At 67.6% G+C, this 19,617-nt stretch carries 18 protein-coding genes; 15 read left to right on the forward strand and 3 right to left on the reverse strand.

Features of this window, described 5'->3' with window-relative positions; genetic code table 11:
* A partial coding sequence (locus tag ACFDS3_RS04090) for an aminotransferase class III-fold pyridoxal phosphate-dependent enzyme (protein WP_375261070.1) occupies positions 1-778 on the forward strand: 778 nt, incomplete at its 5' end.
* Here the strand turns inward: ACFDS3_RS04090 and ACFDS3_RS04095 are convergent.
* Together ACFDS3_RS04095 and ACFDS3_RS04100 are read right to left on the reverse strand one after the other, a co-directional pair.
* Positions 779-1,456: an ABC transporter ATP-binding protein gene (locus tag ACFDS3_RS04095; RefSeq protein WP_375261071.1), complete on the reverse strand. Its 678-nt coding sequence runs from the start codon at positions 1,454-1,456 to the stop codon at positions 779-781.
* Positions 1,449-2,744, reverse strand: a complete 1,296-nt coding sequence (locus ACFDS3_RS04100) for a lipoprotein-releasing ABC transporter permease subunit (protein WP_375261072.1) — start codon at positions 2,742-2,744, stop codon at positions 1,449-1,451. The genes ACFDS3_RS04095 and ACFDS3_RS04100 overlap by 8 nt, the downstream gene beginning before the upstream one ends.
* Before the next feature lie 194 nt (positions 2,745-2,938).
* Between ACFDS3_RS04100 and ACFDS3_RS04105 the strand changes: the two genes are divergently transcribed.
* From ACFDS3_RS04105 to ACFDS3_RS04115, 3 genes are all read left to right on the forward strand, one after another.
* Positions 2,939-4,561: an ABC transporter substrate-binding protein gene (locus ACFDS3_RS04105; RefSeq protein ID WP_375261073.1), complete on the forward strand. Its 1,623-nt coding sequence runs from the start codon at positions 2,939-2,941 to the stop codon at positions 4,559-4,561.
* A 37-nt stretch (positions 4,562-4,598) separates the two neighbouring features.
* Complete coding sequence (locus tag ACFDS3_RS04110) at positions 4,599-4,913, forward strand: DnaJ family domain-containing protein (protein WP_375261074.1); 315 nt, start codon at positions 4,599-4,601, stop codon at positions 4,911-4,913.
* 73 nt (positions 4,914-4,986) lie between these two features.
* Positions 4,987-5,931 (forward strand): LysR substrate-binding domain-containing protein, encoded by a 945-nt coding sequence (locus ACFDS3_RS04115; protein ID WP_375261075.1) that lies wholly within the window; start codon positions 4,987-4,989, stop codon positions 5,929-5,931.
* Here ACFDS3_RS04115 and ACFDS3_RS04120 read toward each other — a convergent pair.
* Positions 5,901-6,779, reverse strand: coding sequence for a helix-turn-helix domain-containing protein (locus ACFDS3_RS04120; RefSeq protein WP_375261076.1), 879 nt, complete (start codon positions 6,777-6,779; stop codon positions 5,901-5,903). The two genes, ACFDS3_RS04115 and ACFDS3_RS04120, sit on opposite strands and share 31 nt — an antisense overlap.
* A 73-nt stretch (positions 6,780-6,852) precedes the next feature.
* Here ACFDS3_RS04120 and pobA point away from each other — a divergent pair, with 73 nt between their 5' ends.
* The 11 genes from pobA to scpA all read left to right on the forward strand — a co-directional run bounded on the left by pobA (position 6,853) and on the right by scpA (position 19,612).
* A complete protein-coding gene (pobA, locus tag ACFDS3_RS04125; protein ID WP_375261077.1) occupies positions 6,853-8,019 on the forward strand; it encodes a 4-hydroxybenzoate 3-monooxygenase in 1,167 nt (388 codons plus the stop codon).
* A gap of 105 nt (positions 8,020-8,124) precedes the next feature.
* Positions 8,125-8,505 carry a 4-carboxymuconolactone decarboxylase gene (gene pcaC, locus ACFDS3_RS04130; protein WP_375261078.1) on the forward strand — a complete coding sequence of 127 codons (381 nt, stop codon included), beginning with the start codon at positions 8,125-8,127 and terminating at the stop codon, positions 8,503-8,505.
* Positions 8,502-9,218 (forward strand): protocatechuate 3,4-dioxygenase subunit beta, encoded by a 717-nt coding sequence (gene pcaH, locus ACFDS3_RS04135; protein ID WP_375261079.1) that lies wholly within the window; start codon positions 8,502-8,504, stop codon positions 9,216-9,218. The genes pcaC and pcaH overlap by 4 nt, the downstream gene beginning before the upstream one ends.
* Entirely contained in the window at positions 9,218-9,823 is a 606-nt protein-coding gene (gene pcaG / locus ACFDS3_RS04140; protein ID WP_375261080.1) for a protocatechuate 3,4-dioxygenase subunit alpha, read from the forward strand. The genes pcaH and pcaG overlap by 1 nt, the downstream gene beginning before the upstream one ends.
* Before the next feature lie 18 nt (positions 9,824-9,841).
* On the forward strand, positions 9,842-10,675 hold the full coding sequence (locus tag ACFDS3_RS04145) for a 3-keto-5-aminohexanoate cleavage protein (protein WP_375261081.1): 834 nt from the start codon (positions 9,842-9,844) through the stop codon (positions 10,673-10,675).
* The gene (pcaD, locus tag ACFDS3_RS04150) at positions 10,672-11,451 is read left to right on the forward strand and encodes a 3-oxoadipate enol-lactonase (protein ID WP_375261082.1); all 780 of its coding nucleotides are present in this window, start codon (positions 10,672-10,674) and stop codon (positions 11,449-11,451) included. The genes ACFDS3_RS04145 and pcaD overlap by 4 nt, the downstream gene beginning before the upstream one ends.
* A gap of 79 nt (positions 11,452-11,530) precedes the next feature.
* Positions 11,531-13,963 (forward strand): glycoside hydrolase family 3 C-terminal domain-containing protein, encoded by a 2,433-nt coding sequence (locus ACFDS3_RS04155; RefSeq protein ID WP_375261083.1) that lies wholly within the window; start codon positions 11,531-11,533, stop codon positions 13,961-13,963.
* Positions 13,964-14,063: 100 nt separating this feature from the next.
* Positions 14,064-14,231, forward strand: a complete 168-nt coding sequence (locus tag ACFDS3_RS04160) for a hypothetical protein (protein ID WP_375261084.1) — start codon at positions 14,064-14,066, stop codon at positions 14,229-14,231.
* A gap of 7 nt (positions 14,232-14,238) precedes the next feature.
* Positions 14,239-16,287: a biotin carboxylase N-terminal domain-containing protein gene (locus ACFDS3_RS04165; RefSeq protein ID WP_375261085.1), complete on the forward strand. Its 2,049-nt coding sequence runs from the start codon at positions 14,239-14,241 to the stop codon at positions 16,285-16,287.
* Positions 16,284-17,186, forward strand: coding sequence for a hypothetical protein (locus ACFDS3_RS04170; protein ID WP_375261086.1), 903 nt, complete (start codon positions 16,284-16,286; stop codon positions 17,184-17,186). Before ACFDS3_RS04165 ends, ACFDS3_RS04170 begins: the two co-directional genes overlap by 4 nt.
* Positions 17,187-17,482: 296 nt before the next feature.
* Positions 17,483-19,612 carry a methylmalonyl-CoA mutase gene (gene scpA, locus ACFDS3_RS04175; protein ID WP_375261087.1) on the forward strand — a complete coding sequence of 710 codons (2,130 nt, stop codon included), beginning with the start codon at positions 17,483-17,485 and terminating at the stop codon, positions 19,610-19,612.
* Positions 19,613-19,617 lie beyond the last annotated feature (5 nt).

Consider the following 19,617-nt stretch of genomic DNA (forward strand, 5'->3'; position numbering starts at 1 on the left):
CGCCGCAAACGAGCTCGAGGCCGAGATCGAGCGTCTCGGCCCCGAGACGGTGATGGCCTTCATCGCCGAGCCGGTCGTCGGCGCGACGGCGGGCGCGCTCGCCCCTGCCCCCGGCTACTTCCGCCGCATCCGCGAGATCTGCGACCGCTACGGCGTGCTCCTGATCCTTGACGAGGTGATGTGCGGGATGGGGCGCACCGGCACCCTGTTCGCCTGCGAGCAGGACGGAGTCGCGCCCGACATTGTCACCATCGCCAAGGGCCTCGGCGCAGGCTACGTGCCCATCGGTGGGATGCTGGCGAGCCAGCGCATCCATGACGCGATCGAGGGCGGCTCGGGCGCCTTCCAGCACGGCCACACCTACCACGCCCATCCACTTGCCGCCGCCACTGCCCATGCGGTGCTGGAGCGACTGGTGGATGACGGTCTGGTTGCGGGTGTGCGGAGGAAGGGCGAGGCGCTGGCGGCGGCCCTGACGGAACGGATGGGCGACCATCCGCATGTGGGCGACGTTCGCGGCCGCGGGCTGTTCCGCGGGATTGAACTGGTGGCGGATCGCGAGACGAAAGCGCCCTTCGATCCCGACCGCAAGCTGCACGCCAAGGTGAAAGCCGAGACGTTCTCGCGCGGGTTGATCTGCTATCCGGCCGGCGGAACCATCGACGGGCGGCACGGCGACCACATCCTGCTCGCCCCGCCCTTCATCATCTCCGACGCCGAGGTCGAGACGCTGGCCGACCGCCTGACCGACGCCATCGGCGCTGCGCTGCGCGGCTGATCACACGATCCGACCCTCGGTCAGCCGCAGCGACCGGTCCATGCGCGCCGCGAGGTCAAGGTTGTGCGTCGCGATAAGGGCCGACAGCCCCGTCTCGCGCACGAGATCCATCAGCGCGGCGAACACGGTTTCAGAGGTACCAGGATCGAGGTTCCCCGTAGGCTCGTCCGCCAGGAGAACGCGAGGTTTGTTCGCGAGCGCCCGGCAGAAAGCGACGCGCTGCTGCTCTCCGCCCGACAGCGCCGAGGGGCGGTGCTCGGCTCGGTGCGCCACGCCGACGATCTCCAGCAGGTCGCGCGCGCGCTTCGCAGCCTCGGGCTGCGCGACGCCGGCGGCGAGCTGGGGCAGGACGATGTTCTCTTCGGCCGAGAACTCGGGCAGGAGGTGGTGGAACTGGTAGATGAAGCCCACCCGGTCGCGCCGCGCCCGCGTGCGGCGGCGGTCGCCGAGGTCCGTCATGTCCTCCCCCGCCAGTAGCACGCGCCCCTCGTCCGCCGTGTCCAGAAGCCCCGCAATGTGCAGAAGCGTGGATTTGCCAGCGCCGGATGGGGCGACCATCGACACGATCTCGCCCTGTGCGACCGTCAGGGAAACGCCCCTCAGTACCTGCACCTCTTTCAGAGTGCCGTGGTTGTAGCCCTTGTGGATGTCGCGAAGCTCCAGCGCCGGATCACTCATAGCGCAGGGCCTCCACCGGGTTCATCCGCGCCGCGCGGCGGGCGGGAAAGATCGTGACCACGAAGCTGAGACCGATCGAAAGGGCCACCGCCGACAGCACGTCGCCCCATTGCAGCTCGGCCGGCAGGGCGTAGATGCCGCGGATCGACGGGTCCCACGCGCCGCCCCCCGACATCCAGTTCACCGCCGAGAAAATCGGGTCGATATAGAGCGCGAAGAGGCACCCCAAAGCCACGCCAAGCGCCGTGCCGATCACCCCGGTCATCGCGCCGCAGATGAAGAAGACCCGCAGGATCGACCCCTCGGTGAGGCCGATGGTGCGCAGGATGCCGATGTCGCGCCCCTTGTTCTTCACCAGCATGATCAGGCCCGAAACGATGTTCATTGTCGCGATCAGCACGAGGATCGACAGGATCACGAACATCACGTTGTCCTCGATGTCGAGCGCGCGCAGGAACGATCCCGACGCATCGCGCCACGTCCACAAGATCGCGTCCGGCCCGGCCGCGCGCAGGATCGGCAGCGTGTAGGCGTCGATATCCTCGGGATCGTCGACCATGACTTCGAGTTCGGTCGCCGCGCCATCGGCATTGAAATACGTCTGCGCTTCGGTGAACGGCATGTAGACCCGCGTGCGGTCGATGTCGTAGCGCCCGGCGGTGAAGACGTAGACGACCTCGTAGTTCGACACGCGCGGTGTGGTGCCGAAGGGCGTCTGCGCCCCGTCGGGCGAGATCAACCGGATCACGTCGCCCACCGTCGCATTCAGCTCGCGCGCCACCCCCGATCCGATGGCGATGCCCGCCACGCCCTCGGCCCCGAAGCGGGACAGGTCGCCAAAGCTCTCGATCGGGTCGACGACGCGGCGCACGCCCTGCAGGTCCTCGGGGCGGATGCCGTGCACCTCGACGCCCGAAGTCGCGCCGTTGAAGCTGGTCATCACCTGTCCCTTGACCAGCGGCGCGATACGCTCGACCCCCGGAACCTCGCGGATGCGGTCAGCCATTGCGGCGTAGTCCTCGATGTGGCGGGTGTTGCCCCCGCCCTCGGTCACCTGGCCGGCCGAATAGATCGTGGCGTGGGCGTTCGCCCCCAGGATCGTGTCCACGAATTCCGACCGGAAGCCCGAGCGCACGGCGAGCGTCGCGATGAGTGCGAAGACGGCCAACGTGATGCCTATCAGGCTGATCCAGGTCATGACGGACACGCCGCCCTCGGCCCGCCGAGCGCGCAGGTAGCGCCAGGCGATCATCCATTCGAAACGCGAGAAAGGGGCGGGGTTCGCCATGATCAGGGGTCCGTCCAAAGGTCGGCGGAGGCTTGGGGGATCGTGCGGCCGTGGTCAAGTCACGGCTGCCGGCGTGGACCACCGCCGCGGTGCGCGACAGTCGATTCCGAGGACCCGAGACGCCCCTCACGCTCGACGCCGGCGGCATCCCGGCTAGCTCGCCTCGACAAGACCCACGACGCGGAGCGAGCCCGATGCGACATTCCCACGCCCTCACCCTCGCCGCCGAGGCTGTCGATGGCCGTCTGTCGCGGCGGGAGTTCCTGACTCGCGCCACGTCGCTTGGGCTGACGGCCGGCGCCGCCTACGGCCTTCTCGGACTCTCGGCGCCGGCCCGTGCGCAAGAGCAGCGTCAGGATGGCGGTACGCTGCGTATCCAGCAGGGCGTGCGCGCGCTCAAGGACCCGCGCGCCTATGATTGGCCGCAGATGGCCAACGTCACCCGCGGCTGGCTGGAATACCTTGTCCGCTACGAACGCGACGGCACCCTGACCCCCATGCTGCTGGAAGGCTGGGAGATCGACGAGGACGCCACGGCCTACGTTCTGCGCGTCCGGCCCGGCGTCACCTGGTCCGACGGCACCCCCTTCACGGCCGAGGACGTGGCGTTCAACATCCGCCGCTGGTGCGACCGCACCGCCGAAGAGAACTCCATGGCGAGCCGTTTCGCCGCGCTGATCGACGCGGACACCGACCAGCTGCGCGAAGACGCCGTGACGGTCGAAGGCGACGACATCGTGCGCCTGTCCCTGAGCTTTCCCGACGTGACGCTGATCGCGTCCTTCTCGGACTTCCCCGCCGCGATCGTGCCGCAGGATTTCGACGGCGATCCGCTCGAGACCAAGGGAACCGGGCCCTACCGTCCGGTCGAGTACGAGGTCGGCGCGCGTGCGGCGATCGAGAAGAACACCGAGCATGACTGGTGGGGCACCGACGTCTACGGCCCCGCCACCCTCGATCGGATCGAGTTCATCGACTACGGCACCGACCCCGCCTCGTGGTTCGCCGCCGCCAGCGCCGGCGACGTGGACATGGTCTTTGAAACCGTGGGCGAGTACATCGACATCTTCGACACGCTCGGATGGGAGAGGTCAGAGGCCCTCACCTCGGGCACGCTCGTCATCCGCGGCAACCAGAACCACGAGCCGTATGACGATGTGCGCGTGCGCCGTGCCCTGCAACTGGCGACCGACAACACCACGCTGCTGGAGCTTGGCTATTCGGGCCGCGGCGAGGTCGCCGCGAACCATCACGTCGCGCCTGTCCATCCCGATTACGCCGATATCGGACCGTCGGATTACGACCCCGACCGGGCGATGGACCTGCTGAAGGAGGCTGGCCAGGCCGACCACGTGTTCGAGATCATTTCGATCGACGACGACTGGCGGCGCAACACGGCAGACGCAGCTGCGGCCATGCTGCGCGATGCCGGCATGAGGGCCGAGAGGCGCGTGGTGCCTGGGGCGACCTATTGGGACAACTGGACCGAGTATCCGCTGTCGACCACAGACTGGGGCCACCGACCGCTGGGCGTCCAGATCCTTTCGCTGGGCTACAAATCGGACGCGGCGTGGAACGAGACGGCGTTCTCGAACGAGGCGTTCGACAGCATCCTGAGGGAGGCGCAGGGCATCGCGGATGCCGACGCGCGGTCCCTCCTGATGGCGCAGCTCGAGACGATCCTGCGCGAGGAAGGCGTCGTCATTCAGCCCTACTGGCGGGCAACGTATCGTCATTACGACGTCTCGGTCGTCGGCGCCGAGCAGCACCCCTCGTTCGAGATCCACCCCTACGAGCTGGGTTTTGTGCGGGTCTGATCTTGCGCCGCGGCATGAATCGACCAACATCGTGCTCATGCTGTTTTTCGAAAGACTGGCCCGCGAACGGATCGAACGCGCCATGGAGGAAGGAGCGTTCGACGACCTTCCCTACGCGGGCGAACGTCTGCCCTTCGAACCGGGCGAACCCGTCGTTCCCAAGTCGCTGCGCGAAAGCGGCTACACCCCGCCGGTTGTAATCCTGAACCGCAAGCTCGAGGCCCTGCGCGCCCAGCTCGCAGGCGAACGCGACCGCACGAAGCGCCGCACGATCCTCGCTGAGATCGCCGAAACCGACATGCGCCGCCGGATGGAGATCGAGCGCGCGGTCCAGGACGCCAAGCGCGGATAGGCGTCCCGACGCGCGCTGCTTTTCCAAGCCGTTGGGTGTATCCTCGGGGCTCCGACTCTCGAGGCATAGCTCAATGACCATACATCGCGGCCTGAAACTGCGGCACCTGCGCATCTTTCTGGCCATTGCCGAGGCGGGGTCGATCTCGGGCGCCGCGCGCGATCTGGGGATCACGCAGCCCTCGGTATCGAAGGCGCTCGGGGACCTCGAAGCCATGGTGAGCGCCCGCCTGCTGGAGCGCGCGGGCCGCGGCGTCGCGCTGACCCCCAAGGGCGACACGTTCCGACGCCATGCCGCACAGGCGCTGAAATCGCTGGATGCGGGGGCCGAGGCGGTGCGGGGCGACGCGCCGGGACGGGTATCGGTCGGGGTCCTGCCGACGGTTGCGGGCGGCTTCTTCCCCGACGTGGCGCTGCCCTTCGTTGCGCAGCACCCCGGGCTGCGGCTCACGATCACCACCGGCTCACACCTGCACCTCCTGGGCGAGCTGCGCGCGGGACGGATCGACATGATGCTGGGTCGGATGCCCGACACGCCCGAGATGCCGGGCCTGCGCTTTCACTGGCTCTACGACGAAGAGATCGTCCTAGTCGCGCGCGCCGGTCACCCCCTCCGCGATCGCCCGGCAGAGGAGGCCTTGCGCAGCGTCCCCGTCATCCTGCCCCCCGACACCGCCATCATCCGCCGCACGGTCGAGGATTACCTGACCGCCATCCACGTCACGCAGCCCGACGTTTCGGTCCAGACGGTCTCGCTTGCCCCAGCCCTGCGGTTCCTCGAAGGGTCGGACATGCTGTGGTTCATCTCGCGCGGCGTGGTCGAACGCGAGCTGCGGCGCGGGACGCTGGTGGCATGGCCGCTCGACGTGCCGTTCCTGTCGGGGGCCGTTGGCATAACGACACGGGCGAACGACCGCGATCATCCGGGACTGCGGCTGCTCCACGACGCGCTGAGCGCCGCGGCCCCGCCACGTGCCGAGGGCGCGCGTCAGGCCGTTTCGGACCGCGAGGCGCGGTAGGCGCTGGGGCTGACGCCCTCGGCCCGGCGGAACGCGCGCGAGAAATAGGCCGGATCGTCATAGCCCAGGGCGTGGGCGACCGATGCAACGGACAGGCGGGTATACGCCAGCTGCCGCCGCGCTTCCTGCATGCGGCGCGCCTCGATGAACCGGGCGGGGGACTGGCCGGCCATTGCCTGCGTGATCCGCCCCAGATGCTCGGCCGAGACACCGATCTCGCGGGCATAGTCGCCGACGTGACGACGTGCGGCGGGGTCGGCACGGATCAGCGCCTCGAACCGGCGCATGTGGCGCATGGCGGGCGGAACGGCGGTATCGTCGCCGCCCCCGCCCTCGCCACGCAGCACCGCCGCCGCGATCTCGACCGCGCGCGCCCGCAGCAGGGCGTTGCGCAACGGCAGCGCCCCGGCGAGGTCCGCACGGACCGCGTCGAACACCGCGCCGAGTCCGTCGGGCGCACGGACCATCCGCCAGCGCGACAGCCCCCGCGACGCGTCGGGCGCATCGCCGAACAATTCGGGCAGCGTGTCGGGCAGGACGCTGAGGACGTGCCCCTCCTGCCCCGCGGGAAAGCGGAAGGCGTGGACGGTGAAGCGCGGCACGGAGATCAGGCTCGGCCCATCAGTGGTGAACCGTCGACCGTCCACCGACACCTCGGCCCCCGCGCCTTCGAGATGGAAGAACTGGTGCAGGATGCCATGCCGGTGCGGCGCGATCGTCCAGCCAAGCCCGCGTGCGCGGTCGACGATCCGCTCGCAATGCATGATGTCGGGAAAGAGCCCCTTCTCTCCATAAAGATCGTAGGCTGGGATGGTGTCGGGGCTGTTCTGCATGCCGGAAAAATACAAGACTTCTCCGGCCCCGTCCATTCAGCCCCTGCCAAAGGTCGCTACCTTCCCCCGACCAGAGAGGGAGGATGACATGCGCACGAACGTCGCGATCATCGGCGGCGGGCCCGCCGGGCTGATGCTGTCGCAACTGCTGAACCGGGCGGGCATCTCGACCGTCGTGCTCGAGCGGCGCAGCCGTGACTACGTGCTGTCGCGCATCCGCGCAGGCGTGCTCGAGCATGGGACGGTCGAAATGATGCATCGCGCCGGCATCGCCGACCGGATGCAGCGGGAGGGCCACCCGCACGAGGGCTGCTTCCTGTCCACCGAAGCCGGCATGTTCCGCGTCGATTTCGAAGCGCAATGCGGCCAAAGCGTCATGGTCTACGGCCAGACCGAGGTGACGCAGGACCTCTATGCGGCGCAGGACCAGATCGGCGCAACGGTGATCCACGAGGCCGAAGACGTCATGCCTCACGACATCGACGGCACGCCATTCGTTACCTACGAGAAGAACGGCCACACCCACCGCGTCGACTGCGACTTCATCGCCGGGTGCGACGGGTTCCACGGGGTCTCGCGCAAGACGATTCCCGCCGAGAAGAAGCGCGAGTTCGAGCGAGTCTATCCCTTCGGCTGGCTGGGCGTCCTGTCCCGCACCGCCCCTGCCGCGCCCGAGTTGATCTACGCCAACCACCCCCGCGGCTTCGCGCTTGCCTCCATGCGGAACGACCACCTGTCGCGCTACTACATCCAGGTACCGTCGGATGACCGCCCCGAGAACTGGTCGGACGACGCCTTCTGGGCCGAGTTGAAGCGCCGCCTGCCCGAGGATGTGGCCGACAGCATGGAAACTGGGCCGTCGATCGAGAAGTCCATTGCCCCCCTTCGCAGCTACGTCTGCGCGACGATGCGGTTCGGCAAGCTGTTCCTCGCCGGGGACGCGGCCCACATCGTGCCGCCCACGGGCGCGAAGGGCTTGAACCTTGCAATGTCGGACGTCCACTACCTGAGCGAGGGCCTGATCGGCCACTACGAGCGCAAGGATGACAGTGGTCTCGACGGTTATTCCGACCGGGCGCTCACCCGCGTTTGGCGGGCGATCCGCTTTTCCTGGTGGATGACGTCGATCCTCCACCGCTTTCCCGAGCAGGACGATTTCGACCAGAGAATGCAGGAGATGGAGCTTGAGAACCTGCGCGATCTCGACGCCGCGCGGCAGGCAATGGCGCTGAATTACGTGGGCCTGCCGTTCTGAGGTATTCCCCTTCGGCTATGTGTCGATACGCGAAACCCTGCTTTTCACGAGGGCGGGCGCGGGGTACTATAGCCGCAAGGGAAACGATCGACGGAGACGTGCACCATGACAGATCGTCACGCGCAGGGGATGGCGGTGCGCCGTTCCGTTCTGGGCGACGACCACGTGGACCGGGCCGAGGCGAACCGGACCGAGTTCGACAGCGCCTTCCAGAACCTCATCACCGAAAGCGCCTGGGGCACCGTCTGGGCCTCTGACGCGATCAGCCGGCGCGAGAGGTCGATGCTGACCATCGCCCTGCTTGCCGCGACGGGAAATTTCGAAGAGATCGCCATGCATGTCCGCGCCACCGCCCGCACCGGGGCCAGCCCTCAGGACATCGCCGAGGCGCTGCAGCACGTGGCGATCTACTCGGGCGTGCCGCGCGCGAACCACGCGCTGAAGATTGCCCGCGAGACGTTTGCTGAAATGGGGATTGCACCATGACCGCCGAGTACTTCCAGCGCGAACGTCGCTGGCACCCGCCCGCCTTGACACCCGACTACAAGACGACCGTTGCGCGCAGCCCCCGCCTGCCGCTTCTCTCGGTCGAGAACTCGTTGTCCGAGATCACGGGGCCGACTTTTTCGCACGCCCCGCTCGGGCCGCTCGACCACGATCTGCTGCTGAACTACACGGGCGAGCAGGCCATTGGCGAGCGCACGATCGTCCACGGTCGCGTGCTGGACCAGAATGGCCGCCCGGTGAAGGGTGCGCTGCTGGAGGTCTGGCAGGCCAATGCGGGCGGACGCTATCGCCACAAGAAGGACGGCTACCTTGCCCCGCTCGACCCGAATTTCGGCGGCTGCGGGCGCTGCCTGACGGACGAGAACGGGTACTACTTCTTCCGTACGGTCAAGCCGGGCGCCTATCCGTTCCGCAACTACTCGAACTCATGGCGGATGGCGCATATCCACTTCTCGATCTTCGGGGCGGGCATGACTCAGCGCCTCATCACCCAGATGTATTTCGAGGGCGACCCTCTGCGGGCGCAGGACCCCATTGCCAACACCATCCCCGATCAGGCCGCGATCGACCGGCTGGTGGCGCCGCTGGATCTGGACGCATCTGTGCCGCTCGACTGTCTCGCCTATCGCTTCGACATCGTGCTGCGCGGGCGCAGGCAGACCATGTTCGAAAACAAGCTGGAGGGCGCGTGATGCCGCTGGAATACCCCGAGGAGACGCCGTCCCAGACCGCGGGACCCTACGTCCATATCGGCACGATGCCCCGCGTCGCCGGCTTCAAGTTGTTCGAAACGGAACTCGGGCGCGAGATCGCGGCCGAAGGCGTGCCGGGCACACGGGTGACGATCGAGGGCCGCGTGCTCGACGGGACCGGTGCGCCGCTCAAGGACGCGATGGTCGAGGTCTGGCAGGCGGATTCCGAAGGCCGCTACGCCCATCCCGAGGACCCGCGCGTGGGCGAGGTGCACGAGGGCTTCAGCGGCTTTGGCCGCTACCACACGGACTTCGACACCGGCGTATTTCGTATCGAGACGATCAAGCCCGGCGTCACACCCGGCCGGCATGCGCGGCCGCAAGCGCCGCATCTGAACATCTGGATCGTGGCGCGGGGCATCAATATCGGCCTGCACACCCGGATGTACTTCCCCGACGAAGAGAACGACAACGACCCGCTGCTCGGCATGGTCGAACAGGTCCACCGCCGCGCCACGCTGGTCGCCGAAGCCGCAGGTGAAAACGCTTACCGCTTCGAGATCCACCTGCAGGGGCCGCAGGAAACCGTCTTTCTCGACATCTGACGCCCGACGAGGAGCACTATGTCCAATCCCGCCATCATCTGCGTCGCCATCACCGGGTCGGTCCCCACCAAGGCCGACAACCCGGCTGTGCCCGTCACCATCGATGAACAGGTCGCCTCGACCCGCGAGGCATTCGAGGCGGGCGCGAGCATCGCCCACTGCCACGTCCGGGACGACGAGGGGAAGCCGACCAGCGACCCCGCCCGCTTTGCCGAACTGAAGGCCGGCATCGAAGAGGCCTGCCCCGGCATGATCGTCCAGCTGTCCACCGGCGGCCGGTCCGGCGCGGGCAAGGCGCGCGGCGGGATGCTGTCGCTGGCGCCCGACATGGCCTCGCTGTCGGTCGGGTCGAACAACTTTCCCACGCGCGTCTACGAGAACCCGCCCGACCTGGTGGAGTGGCTCGCCGCCGAGATGCGCGAACACGGCGTCACGCCCGAGATCGAGGCCTTCGACCTCAGCCACATCTACCAGGCCAAAGCGATGCACGACCGGGGCGAGCTGACCTCCCGCCCCTATGTGCAGTTCGTCATGGGCGTGAAGAACGCCATGCCGGCCCACAAGCGGGTCTTCGACTTCTATGTCGAGACGGTGAAGACCTTGTTCGGTGAGGACGCCCCGTGGTGCGCCGCCGGCATTGGCCGCCACCAGGCCGAGATCAACGAGTGGGCCGCCGAAGCGGGCGGGCACCTGCGCACGGGGCTCGAGGACAACATCCGCCTTGACCGCAACACGCTTGCCCCGTCGAATGCCGCGCTGGTCGAGCGGGCGGCGGAGATCGTCCGCGCCAATGGCCGCAGCGTCGCTTCGCCGGACGAGGCGCGGCGCATTCTGGGGCTGAAAGCAGCATGAGCTTTGCGTGCATCGACGGGACGGTGATCCACTACCGCTACCGCGCGGGCGCGGGGCTGCCTATCGTGTTCCTGAACTCGCTGGGCACGGACTTCCGCATCTGGGACGGCGTCGTCGCGCGCCTTCCGGCGGGCCTGCCGCTGCTGCTGATGGACAAGCCGGGTCACGGGCTCAGCCAGACGGCGCCGACCACGATGGAGGGCTATGCCAGAACAGTCGCCGGCCTGATGGACCATTGCGGGCTCGACCGCGCGCTGGTTTGCGGCGTCTCGATCGGCGGCATGATCGCGCAGACCCTCGCCCTGTCCCACCCCGGGAAGGTGGCCGGCCTCATCCTGTCGAACACGGCGGCCAAGCTGGGCGACGCTCAAAGCTGGCAGGACCGGCTGGGTACGCTCGACCGCGTGGGGCTGGAGGGGATGGCGGATGCCGTGCTCGAACGCTGGTTCTCAGGCCGGTTTCGAACAGAACGGCCGGTCGAGCTCGAGGGCTACCGCGCCATGCTGACCCGCACCCCGGCCGAGGGCTACGCGACCGCCTGCGCCGCTATCAGCGACACAGACCTGCGCGAGCGGATCGGCGGGATCGACGTGCCGACCTTGTGCCTTGCCGGAAGCGATGACCTGGCGAGCCCGCCCGAAGTCGTCCACGGCCTCGCCAGCGCCATCCCCGGCGCAACCTGCAAGGACATAGAAGGCGTCGGCCACCTGCCGATGATCGAGGCCCCCGAGGTTGTTGCCGAGGCCCTTCTGGATCACTACGCGCGCCTGACCTGACGATCCGGACCGCCGGCCCGTGACGGATCGCCTTTCCCGCCTATCCTGTGACCGCGCGGGGACAGACGGGGAGACCAGCATGACCGACATCACCACCCTGATGGACGAGCTGACGCTGGATGAGCAGGTCTCGCTGATGGCGGGGCAGGACATGTGGAATGTCGGCGGGATCGAGCGGCTCGGGATCGGCGCACTGCGCGTGACCGACGGGCCGAACGGCGCGCGCGGGGGTGGCGATTTCGTGCACGGCACCCATTCGGCCGCCTTCCCCGTGGGCATCGCGCTTGGCGCCACCTGGGACCCGGACCTGATGCACCAGATCGGCGGCGCCCTCGCGCTCGAGACGCGGGACAAGGGTGCGTCGGTCCTTCTTGGTCCAACGATCAACCTGCAGCGCGGCCCGCTGAACGGCCGGAATTTCGAATGCTATTCCGAAGATCCCGTGCTTACCGCCAAGCTCACCGTCAGCTATGTGCAGGGCCTGCAGGCCGCGGGCGTGGCCGCGACCCTCAAGCACTTCGTCGCCAACGAGAGCGAGATCCGCCGCACGGTCAACTCGTCGGACGCGGACGAGCGCACGCTGCGCGAGCTTTACCTCGTCCCCTTCGAGCGCGCGGTGAAAGAGGCCGGTGCCTGGGCGATCATGTCTGCTTACAACCGGATCAACGGCACCTATGCCGCCGACAACCGCTGGCTGCTGACCGAGGTGCTGCGCGGTGACTGGGGGTTCGACGGCCTCGTCATGTCGGACTGGTTCGGGCTGCGCTCGACGGTCGACGGAGCCATTGCGGGGCTCGACCTTGAAATGCCGGGGCCGACGATCCAGCGCGGCGACAAGCTGGTCGAGGCCGTTCGCCGCGGCGACGTTCCCGCCGAGCTGGTCCGGCAGGCCGCCCTCAACGTCCTGCGCCTGCTGGAGCGGACCGGCACGCTGCGCGACACCACTCCGCGGCGCGAGGTCGAGAACGAGCGCCCCGAAACGCGCGCCCTGATCCGCGAGGCCGGGGTGCAGTCGGCGGTGCTGCTGAAGAACGACGGCGCATTGCCCCTGTCCGACAGCGCCCGGATCGCCGTGATCGGCCCCAACGCCAGGACGGCCCGCGTGATGGGCGGCGGCTCTGCGCAGCTCAACGCGTATCGAATGGTTTCGCCCTGGGACGGGCTGGCCCAGGTCCTGCCGGAGGATCGGTTGAGCTATGCCGAGGGCTGCACGAACGAACGATTTTCCCCCGTACTGGAAGGCGACTTTACCCGCGAGTGGTTCAAGGGCGACCTGTCGGGCGACCCAGTCGCGACCGACACGGTCCACGCGCTGCACGCATTCATGGCGGACGGGCCCGAGGGGATCGACCCGCTCGACCACGCGGTGCGGATTACCGGCCGCTTCACGGCGCCCGAGGCTGGCACGTGGCGCTTCGGCTTTCACAGTGCCGGGCGGTCGCGGCTGTTCCTCGACGGGGAAGAGGTGGCCGAGGCGTGGGACAGCTGGGCCCGCGGGCGCACCTTCTTCGAGGAGGGCTGTGACCCGGTGACGGTCGAGCGGGACCTAGGCGCCGGCCAGAGCATCGAGATCGCGTTCGAATTCGCGACCCATCCGACCCACGACCTGCACGTCTCGGGCTATCACCTGGGCGTCGGCCGCGTGCTTGGACAGGCCGAGATCGATCGCGCCGCCGACATTGCGGCCGAGGCCGACGTGGCGCTTGTCTGCGTCGGGCGCTCGGCCGAGTGGGACACCGAGGGGTGGGACCTGCCCGACATGACGCTTCCAGGCCTGCAGGACCGATTGGTCGAGGCCGTAGCCGCCCGCGCCCCGCGCACAATCGTTCTTCTGCAGACCGGCGGCCCGGTCGCGATGCCGTGGCTCGACCGTGTCGATGCGGTGCTGCAGGGCTGGTATCCGGGGCAAGAGGCAGGACAGGCCTTTGCCGATGTGTTGACCGGCGCACGCAGCCCCGGAGGGCGCCTGCCACAGAGCTTCCCCACGCGCCTTGACGATGCGCTCACGTTCTCGGGCACGCCGGAGGTCACCTATCCCGGCGAGGACGGGCACGTGCGTTATGACGAAGGCCTCTACATCGGCTATCGGCACCACGCGAGAAGCCGACCGGCCGCGTTCCCGTTCGGCTTCGGGCTTGGCTATACGGATTTTGCCTTCGGCAAACCCGAGGTGCGCGTTAAGCCCGACGGCACCGGCGACCTGCGCCTGACCGTCACCAACACCGGCGCGCGCGAGGGGGCGGCCGTCGTGCAGCTATACATCGCGCCCGCGGCAGCGCCGGTGGATCGGCCCGAGGCCGAGCTCAAGAACTTCGCGAAACTGTCGCTCGCCCCCGGGGACAGCGGGATCGCGACGCTTGCGCTCGCCGCCCGCGACTTCGCCTGGTTCGACGGGGACCGTCGCTGCTGGGCCATCGCGCCCGGCGAATACACGCTGCGCTTGGGCACCTCGGCCACCGACATCTTCGCGACCGCCGCGGTGCACCTGGAAGGGCGCGATCTGCCGCTGTGACGCGGCGGCCACGGCGCCCGTTGGCGCAATCTTTTGCACGAAGCATTGTATCGTGACGCAATATGATGACTACTTGACTGCTGAACACGGAGGGATCTCGATGACGCAACTTCCGGCCCGCATTGCCGCGGTGCTTTGCCTGGCGCTGCTTGGCGCCGCCTGTCAGCCCGTCCCGCAGGATGGCGGCGTAACGGATACGCCCGGCGGCCCCGCCTACGAGCCGGGCGACCCGTGCAAGGGTGTGGTGCCGCAACTCTGCGCGTATTGAGGGGCCGATGTTCAAGAAGCTGCTGATCGCCAACCGGGGCGAGATCGCCTGCCGCGTCATCAAGACCGCCCGTCGGATGGGTATCCAGACGGTGGCAGTGTATTCCGACGCCGACCGCAACGCGCTGCATGTGCGGATGGCCGACGAAGCGGTGCATATCGGCCCGCCCCAGGCCAACCAATCCTACATCGTGATTGACAAGATCATGCAAGCGATCCGCGAGACGGGCGCCGAGGCCGTCCACCCCGGCTACGGCTTCCTGTCCGAGAACCCCAAATTCGCCGCCGCGCTGGCCGCCGAGGGGGTCGCCTTCGTCGGCCCGCCTCAGGGCGCGATCGAGGCAATGGGGGACAAGATCACCTCACAGAAGCTGGCCGACGAGGCGGGCGTGTCCACCGTGCCCGGCCATATGGGCCTGATCGAGGATGCCGACGAGGCCGCGCGCATCGCGGCCGAGATCGGCTATCCGGTGATGATCAAGGCCAGCGCGGGCGGCGGCGGCAAGGGGATGCGGATTGCCTGGGACGACGACGAGGCCCGCGAAGGCTTCCAGTCCTCAAAGAACGAGGCCGCGAACAGTTTCGGCGACGACCGCATCTTCATCGAGAAGTTCGTCACCCAGCCGCGGCACATCGAAATCCAGGTCCTCGCCGACCAGCATGGCAACTGCATCTATCTGGGCGAGCGCGAATGCTCGATCCAGCGCCGCAACCAGAAGGTCATCGAAGAGGCCCCCTCGCCCTTCCTCGACGAGGCGACGCGGCGGGCCATGGGCGCACAGTCCGTCCGGCTGGCGCAGGCCGTCGGCTACACCTCCGCCGGAACGGTCGAGTTCATCGTGGACGGCGACCGCAACTTCTATTTCCTCGAGATGAACACCCGCCTGCAGGTCGAGCACCCGGTGACCGAGCTGATCACCGGCGTCGACCTGGTCGAACAGATGATCCGGGTGGCGGCGGGCGAGAAGCTGTCGCTGGCGCAAGGAAACGTGACGCTGACCGGCTGGGCCATGGAAAGCCGCCTTTATGCGGAGGACCCCTATCGCGGCTTCCTGCCGTCCATCGGCCGCCTGACCCGCTATCGCCCTCCCGAGGAGGTCGCTGCCGGCCCGCTGGCCAAAGCCGGCAAGTGGCACGAGGCAGACGCGCCCGCCGGCGAAACGGCGGTCAGGAACGATACCGGCGTCTTCGAGGGCGGCGAGATCTCGATGTACTACGACCCGATGATAGCCAAGCTCTGCACCTGGGGGCCGGATCGTGCCCAGGCGATCGAGGGGATGCGGCTGGCGCTCGACCGGTTCGAGCTTGAGGGGATCGGACACAACCTGCCGTTCCTGTCGGCCGTAATGGACCATCCGAAGTTCACCTCGGGCGACATGACGACCGCCTTCATCGCCGAGGAATATCCCGACGGGTTCGATGGCGCCGTACTGCCTGAAGCAGAACTTACGCGCGTTGCGGCGGCGGCCGCGGCGATGAACCGGGTGGCCGAGATCCGACGCACGCGCATCTCGGGTCGCATGGACAACCACGAGCGCCGGATCGGCGACAATTGCGTGGTCGTGATCGGCGGACGTGAAATCGCGGCGACCGTGGATGCCGACCGCGACGGCGCGACCGTGCGATTTCAGGACCGCACCACGCACCGCGTCACCTCTGACTGGCGGCCCGGAGAGCCCCTCGCCCGGCTGCAGGTGGACGACGCGCCGCTGGTCCTCAAGGTGAACCGCGTGGCCGGGGGTTTCCGCCTGCGGACCCGCGGCGCTGACATGGTGGTGAAGGTCTTCACGCCTCGCCAGGCCGAGCTGGCGCGCCTGATGCCTGAAAAGGCCGAGGCGGACACGTCCAAGATGCTCCTCTGCCCGATGCCGGGCCTCGTCGTGAAGCTGCATGTCGAGGAAGGCGCCGAGGTGCAGGAGGGCCAGGCGCTCTGCACCATCGAGGCGATGAAGATGGAGAACATCCTGCGCGCCGAACGCAAGAGCAAGGTTGCCAAGGTTAACGCAGCCGAAGGCGACAGCCTTGCCGTGGACGAGGTGATCATGGAGTTCGAATGACCTCCAGCCTCGCCTGGATCACCACGGGCACCCTTGCCGCAGCGGCGGTCGTGGTGGTTGTGGCGGGCCGGGCGTCGGTGAGCGTGTCGAACATCCTCGCCTTCGCGGCGCTGACCGCCGCGAGCTACCTGCTGGCGTCCGTCCCCGAAGGTTACATGACGCCCTGGCTCAGCGTCTACGCGTTCCTCTTCCTGTCCATCGTATTCCCCGCGGCGCGCCTGATCGGAATGCGGGTCGCGGGCGCCCTGGTCCTCGTAACGCCCGTCCTGTGGTTCGCCTTCCAGCAGATCGAACCTGCCTTGCTCGACCCCGCGACCGGGCGCCTACCTCCAATCCTTGTCACCGGACTCGTCGTGGTGGCGGGGTGGTTCGTCACCTTCGCGATCCAGGAATTCCGTGCCGAGCAGGCACGTCGGTCGCAAGCCGCCGAGACGCTGACCGCCTTTGGGGCCGAGATTTCGGACGCGCTGAAAGGCGCCATCGACGCCCACGGCGTCGGACGTCACACCCGCATTATCGCCGAAACCTCCCGCATCGAAAGCGGCGAGGGCGATGGCCCCTACCACCCCTTCGTGGCACGACCGAACACCACTGTCGTGTTCGATGCGATGAGCGATCGTCTGGCCACCCTGCCCCAGAAGGCGGTTTTCGAGATCGTGTCGTTCTACACTCTCTACCGCGACCTCGCGACAATGGTGGACGACCTGAACTCGGACGCGTTTCGCGACATGCCACCCAGGCGGCGACGCGAGCAGTTCGAGCGATTTGCAGGGATGTGGCGGGACGCCGACCGGCAAGGGCACAGCGCGCTCAAGGCGATCAACGCAGAGCTTCCGTGGCACTCGCCCCGGATATCTATCCCTGTGATAGAAAGCTCGCGACAGGCCGAAAGCGCCTAGTCGCGCAAAAGGTCAGTACGCGATCCTGGACCGCGTCTCGGGCCGCGCCTTGGAATTCAACGGCGGCTGGAAGTAGTCGAAAATGGCTCTGATCAGCTTTTTCATGATGCTGATATAGACCGCCGCCTGTCGGAAATCAACGGAATCGCAGCCGCCTGTTCGATTCCACTGCCTTTGCATGTAGAGCCGACATTTTATTGCGCAAACATGTATCTCCGCCCTTGGAGCCGCGTCACGGACCTGCGAAAATCGCCGTGGCGCGACGGCAGATGCCGGACCTGGCGGAGGAGAGACGGATGAGCGATTGGAAAACCCGTGCCGAGAAGGAGCTGCGCGGCCGCACGCTCGAAGATCTGACATGGCGCACGGCCGAAGGCATCGACATCGCGCCCGTCCACGGACCCGCAGATGCCGAAGACCACGACCACATGGGATCGATGCCCGGCGAGCCGCCGTTCACCCGCGGCGTAAAGGCGACGATGTATGCGGGCCGGCCCTGGACGATCCGGCAATACGCTGGCTTCTCGACCGCCGAGGAATCGAACGCCTTCTACCGCCGCGCCCTCGACGCCGGTCAGCAAGGCGTCTCGGTCGCCTTCGACCTTGCCACCCACCGGGGCTATGACAGCGACCACGAACGGGTCGAGGGCGACGTGGGCAAGGCGGGCGTGGCCATCGATTCGGTCGAGGACATGAAGGTGCTTTTCGATGGCATCCCGCTTCAGGATGTTAGCGTCTCGATGACGATGAACGGCGCGGTGATCCCGGTGCTGGCGAGCTTCATCGTGGCGGGCGAGGAACAGGGCGTAGACCGCGCGCAGCTGTCGGGGACCATCCAGAACGACATCCTCAAGGAGTTCATGGTCCGCAACACTTACATCTATCCGCCCGAGCCCTCGATGCGGATCGTGGCGGACATCATCGACTATACCGCGACCGAAATGCCGCGGTTCAACTCGATCTCGATCTCGGGCTACCACATGCAGGAAGCCGGGGCGAACCTGGTGCAGGAGCTGGCCTTCACCCTCGCCGACGGCAAGGAATACGTGAAGACGGCGATGGCCCGCGGCATGGACGTGGCCGCCTTCGCGCCGCGCCTGTCCTTTTTCTTCGCCATCGGCATGAACTTCTTCATGGAGGCTGCAAAGCTGCGCGCTGCCCGCTTCCTCTGGCACGAGATCATGACCGAACTCGGCGCCAGGGATGACCGGTCGAAGATGCTGCGCACCCACTGCCAGACCAGCGGCGTCAGCTTGGCCGAGCAGGACCCCTATAATAACATCGTCCGCACCGCCTACGAGGCGATGAGCGCGGTTCTCGGCGGCACCCAGTCGCTGCACACGAACTCGTTCGACGAGGCGATGGCGCTGCCGACCGATTTCTCGGCCCGGATCGCGCGGAATACTCAACTGATCCTGCAGAACGAGACCGGCGTGACCAACGTGGTCGACCCGCTGGCAGGCTCCTACTATGTCGAGAAGCTGACCGCCGACCTGATCGACCAGGCGCGCACGCTGATGGCCGAGGTCGACGCGCTTGGCGGCATGACGAAGGCAGTCGAAAGCGGAATGCCGAAGCTCAGGATCGAAGAGGCCGCTGCCGCCAAGCAGGCGCGGATCGACCGGGGCGAAGAGGTCATCGTCGGCGTCAACAGGTTCCGGCTGCCGCAGGAAGAGGACCTCGACATCCGCGTCGTGGACAATGCGGGCGTTCGGCAGGGCCAGATCGCGCGCCTCGCCCGCCTACGCGAGACCCGCGACCAGCCCGCCTGCGACGCGGCGCTGAAGGCGCTGGCCGAAGGTGCGAAGGGTGACGGCAACCTTCTGGCGCTCGCGGTCGCGGCGGCGCGGGCGCGGGCAACCGTGGGCGAGATCTCGATGGCGCTGGAAGAGGTGTTCGGCCGCCACCGCGCTGAGGTGCGGACACTGTCCGGCGTCTACGGCGCGGCCTACGAGGGCGACGAGGGCTATGCGCGCATTCAGAAGGACGTCGAGGCCTTCGCCGAGGAAGAAGGCCGCCGCCCCCGCATGCTGGTGGTCAAGGTCGGCCAGGACGGCCACGACCGCGGCGCAAAGGTGATCGCAACGGCCTTCGCCGATATCGGCTTCGACGTCGACGTGGGGCCGCTGTTTCAGACGCCGGAAGAGGCGGCGCAGGATGCCATCGACAACGACGTGCACGTGGTGGGCCTGTCGAGCCAGGCGGCCGGGCACATGACGAACGCGCCCAAGCTGATCCAGGCGCTCCGCGACCAAGGGGCGGGCGACATCCTCGTCGTCTGCGGCGGGGTCATTCCGGCACGGGATTATGCAGCGCTGCAACAGGCCGGCGTCGCGGCGATCTTCGGCCCCGGGACCAACATCCCGGCGGCAGCGGCCAAGGTGCTCGAGCTGATCCGCAAGGAGCGCGCCCGCGAGATCGCCTGAGCCAA

This window comes from Palleronia sp. (assembly GCF_042089775.1).
Taxonomy (GTDB): domain Bacteria; phylum Pseudomonadota; class Alphaproteobacteria; order Rhodobacterales; family Rhodobacteraceae; genus Palleronia.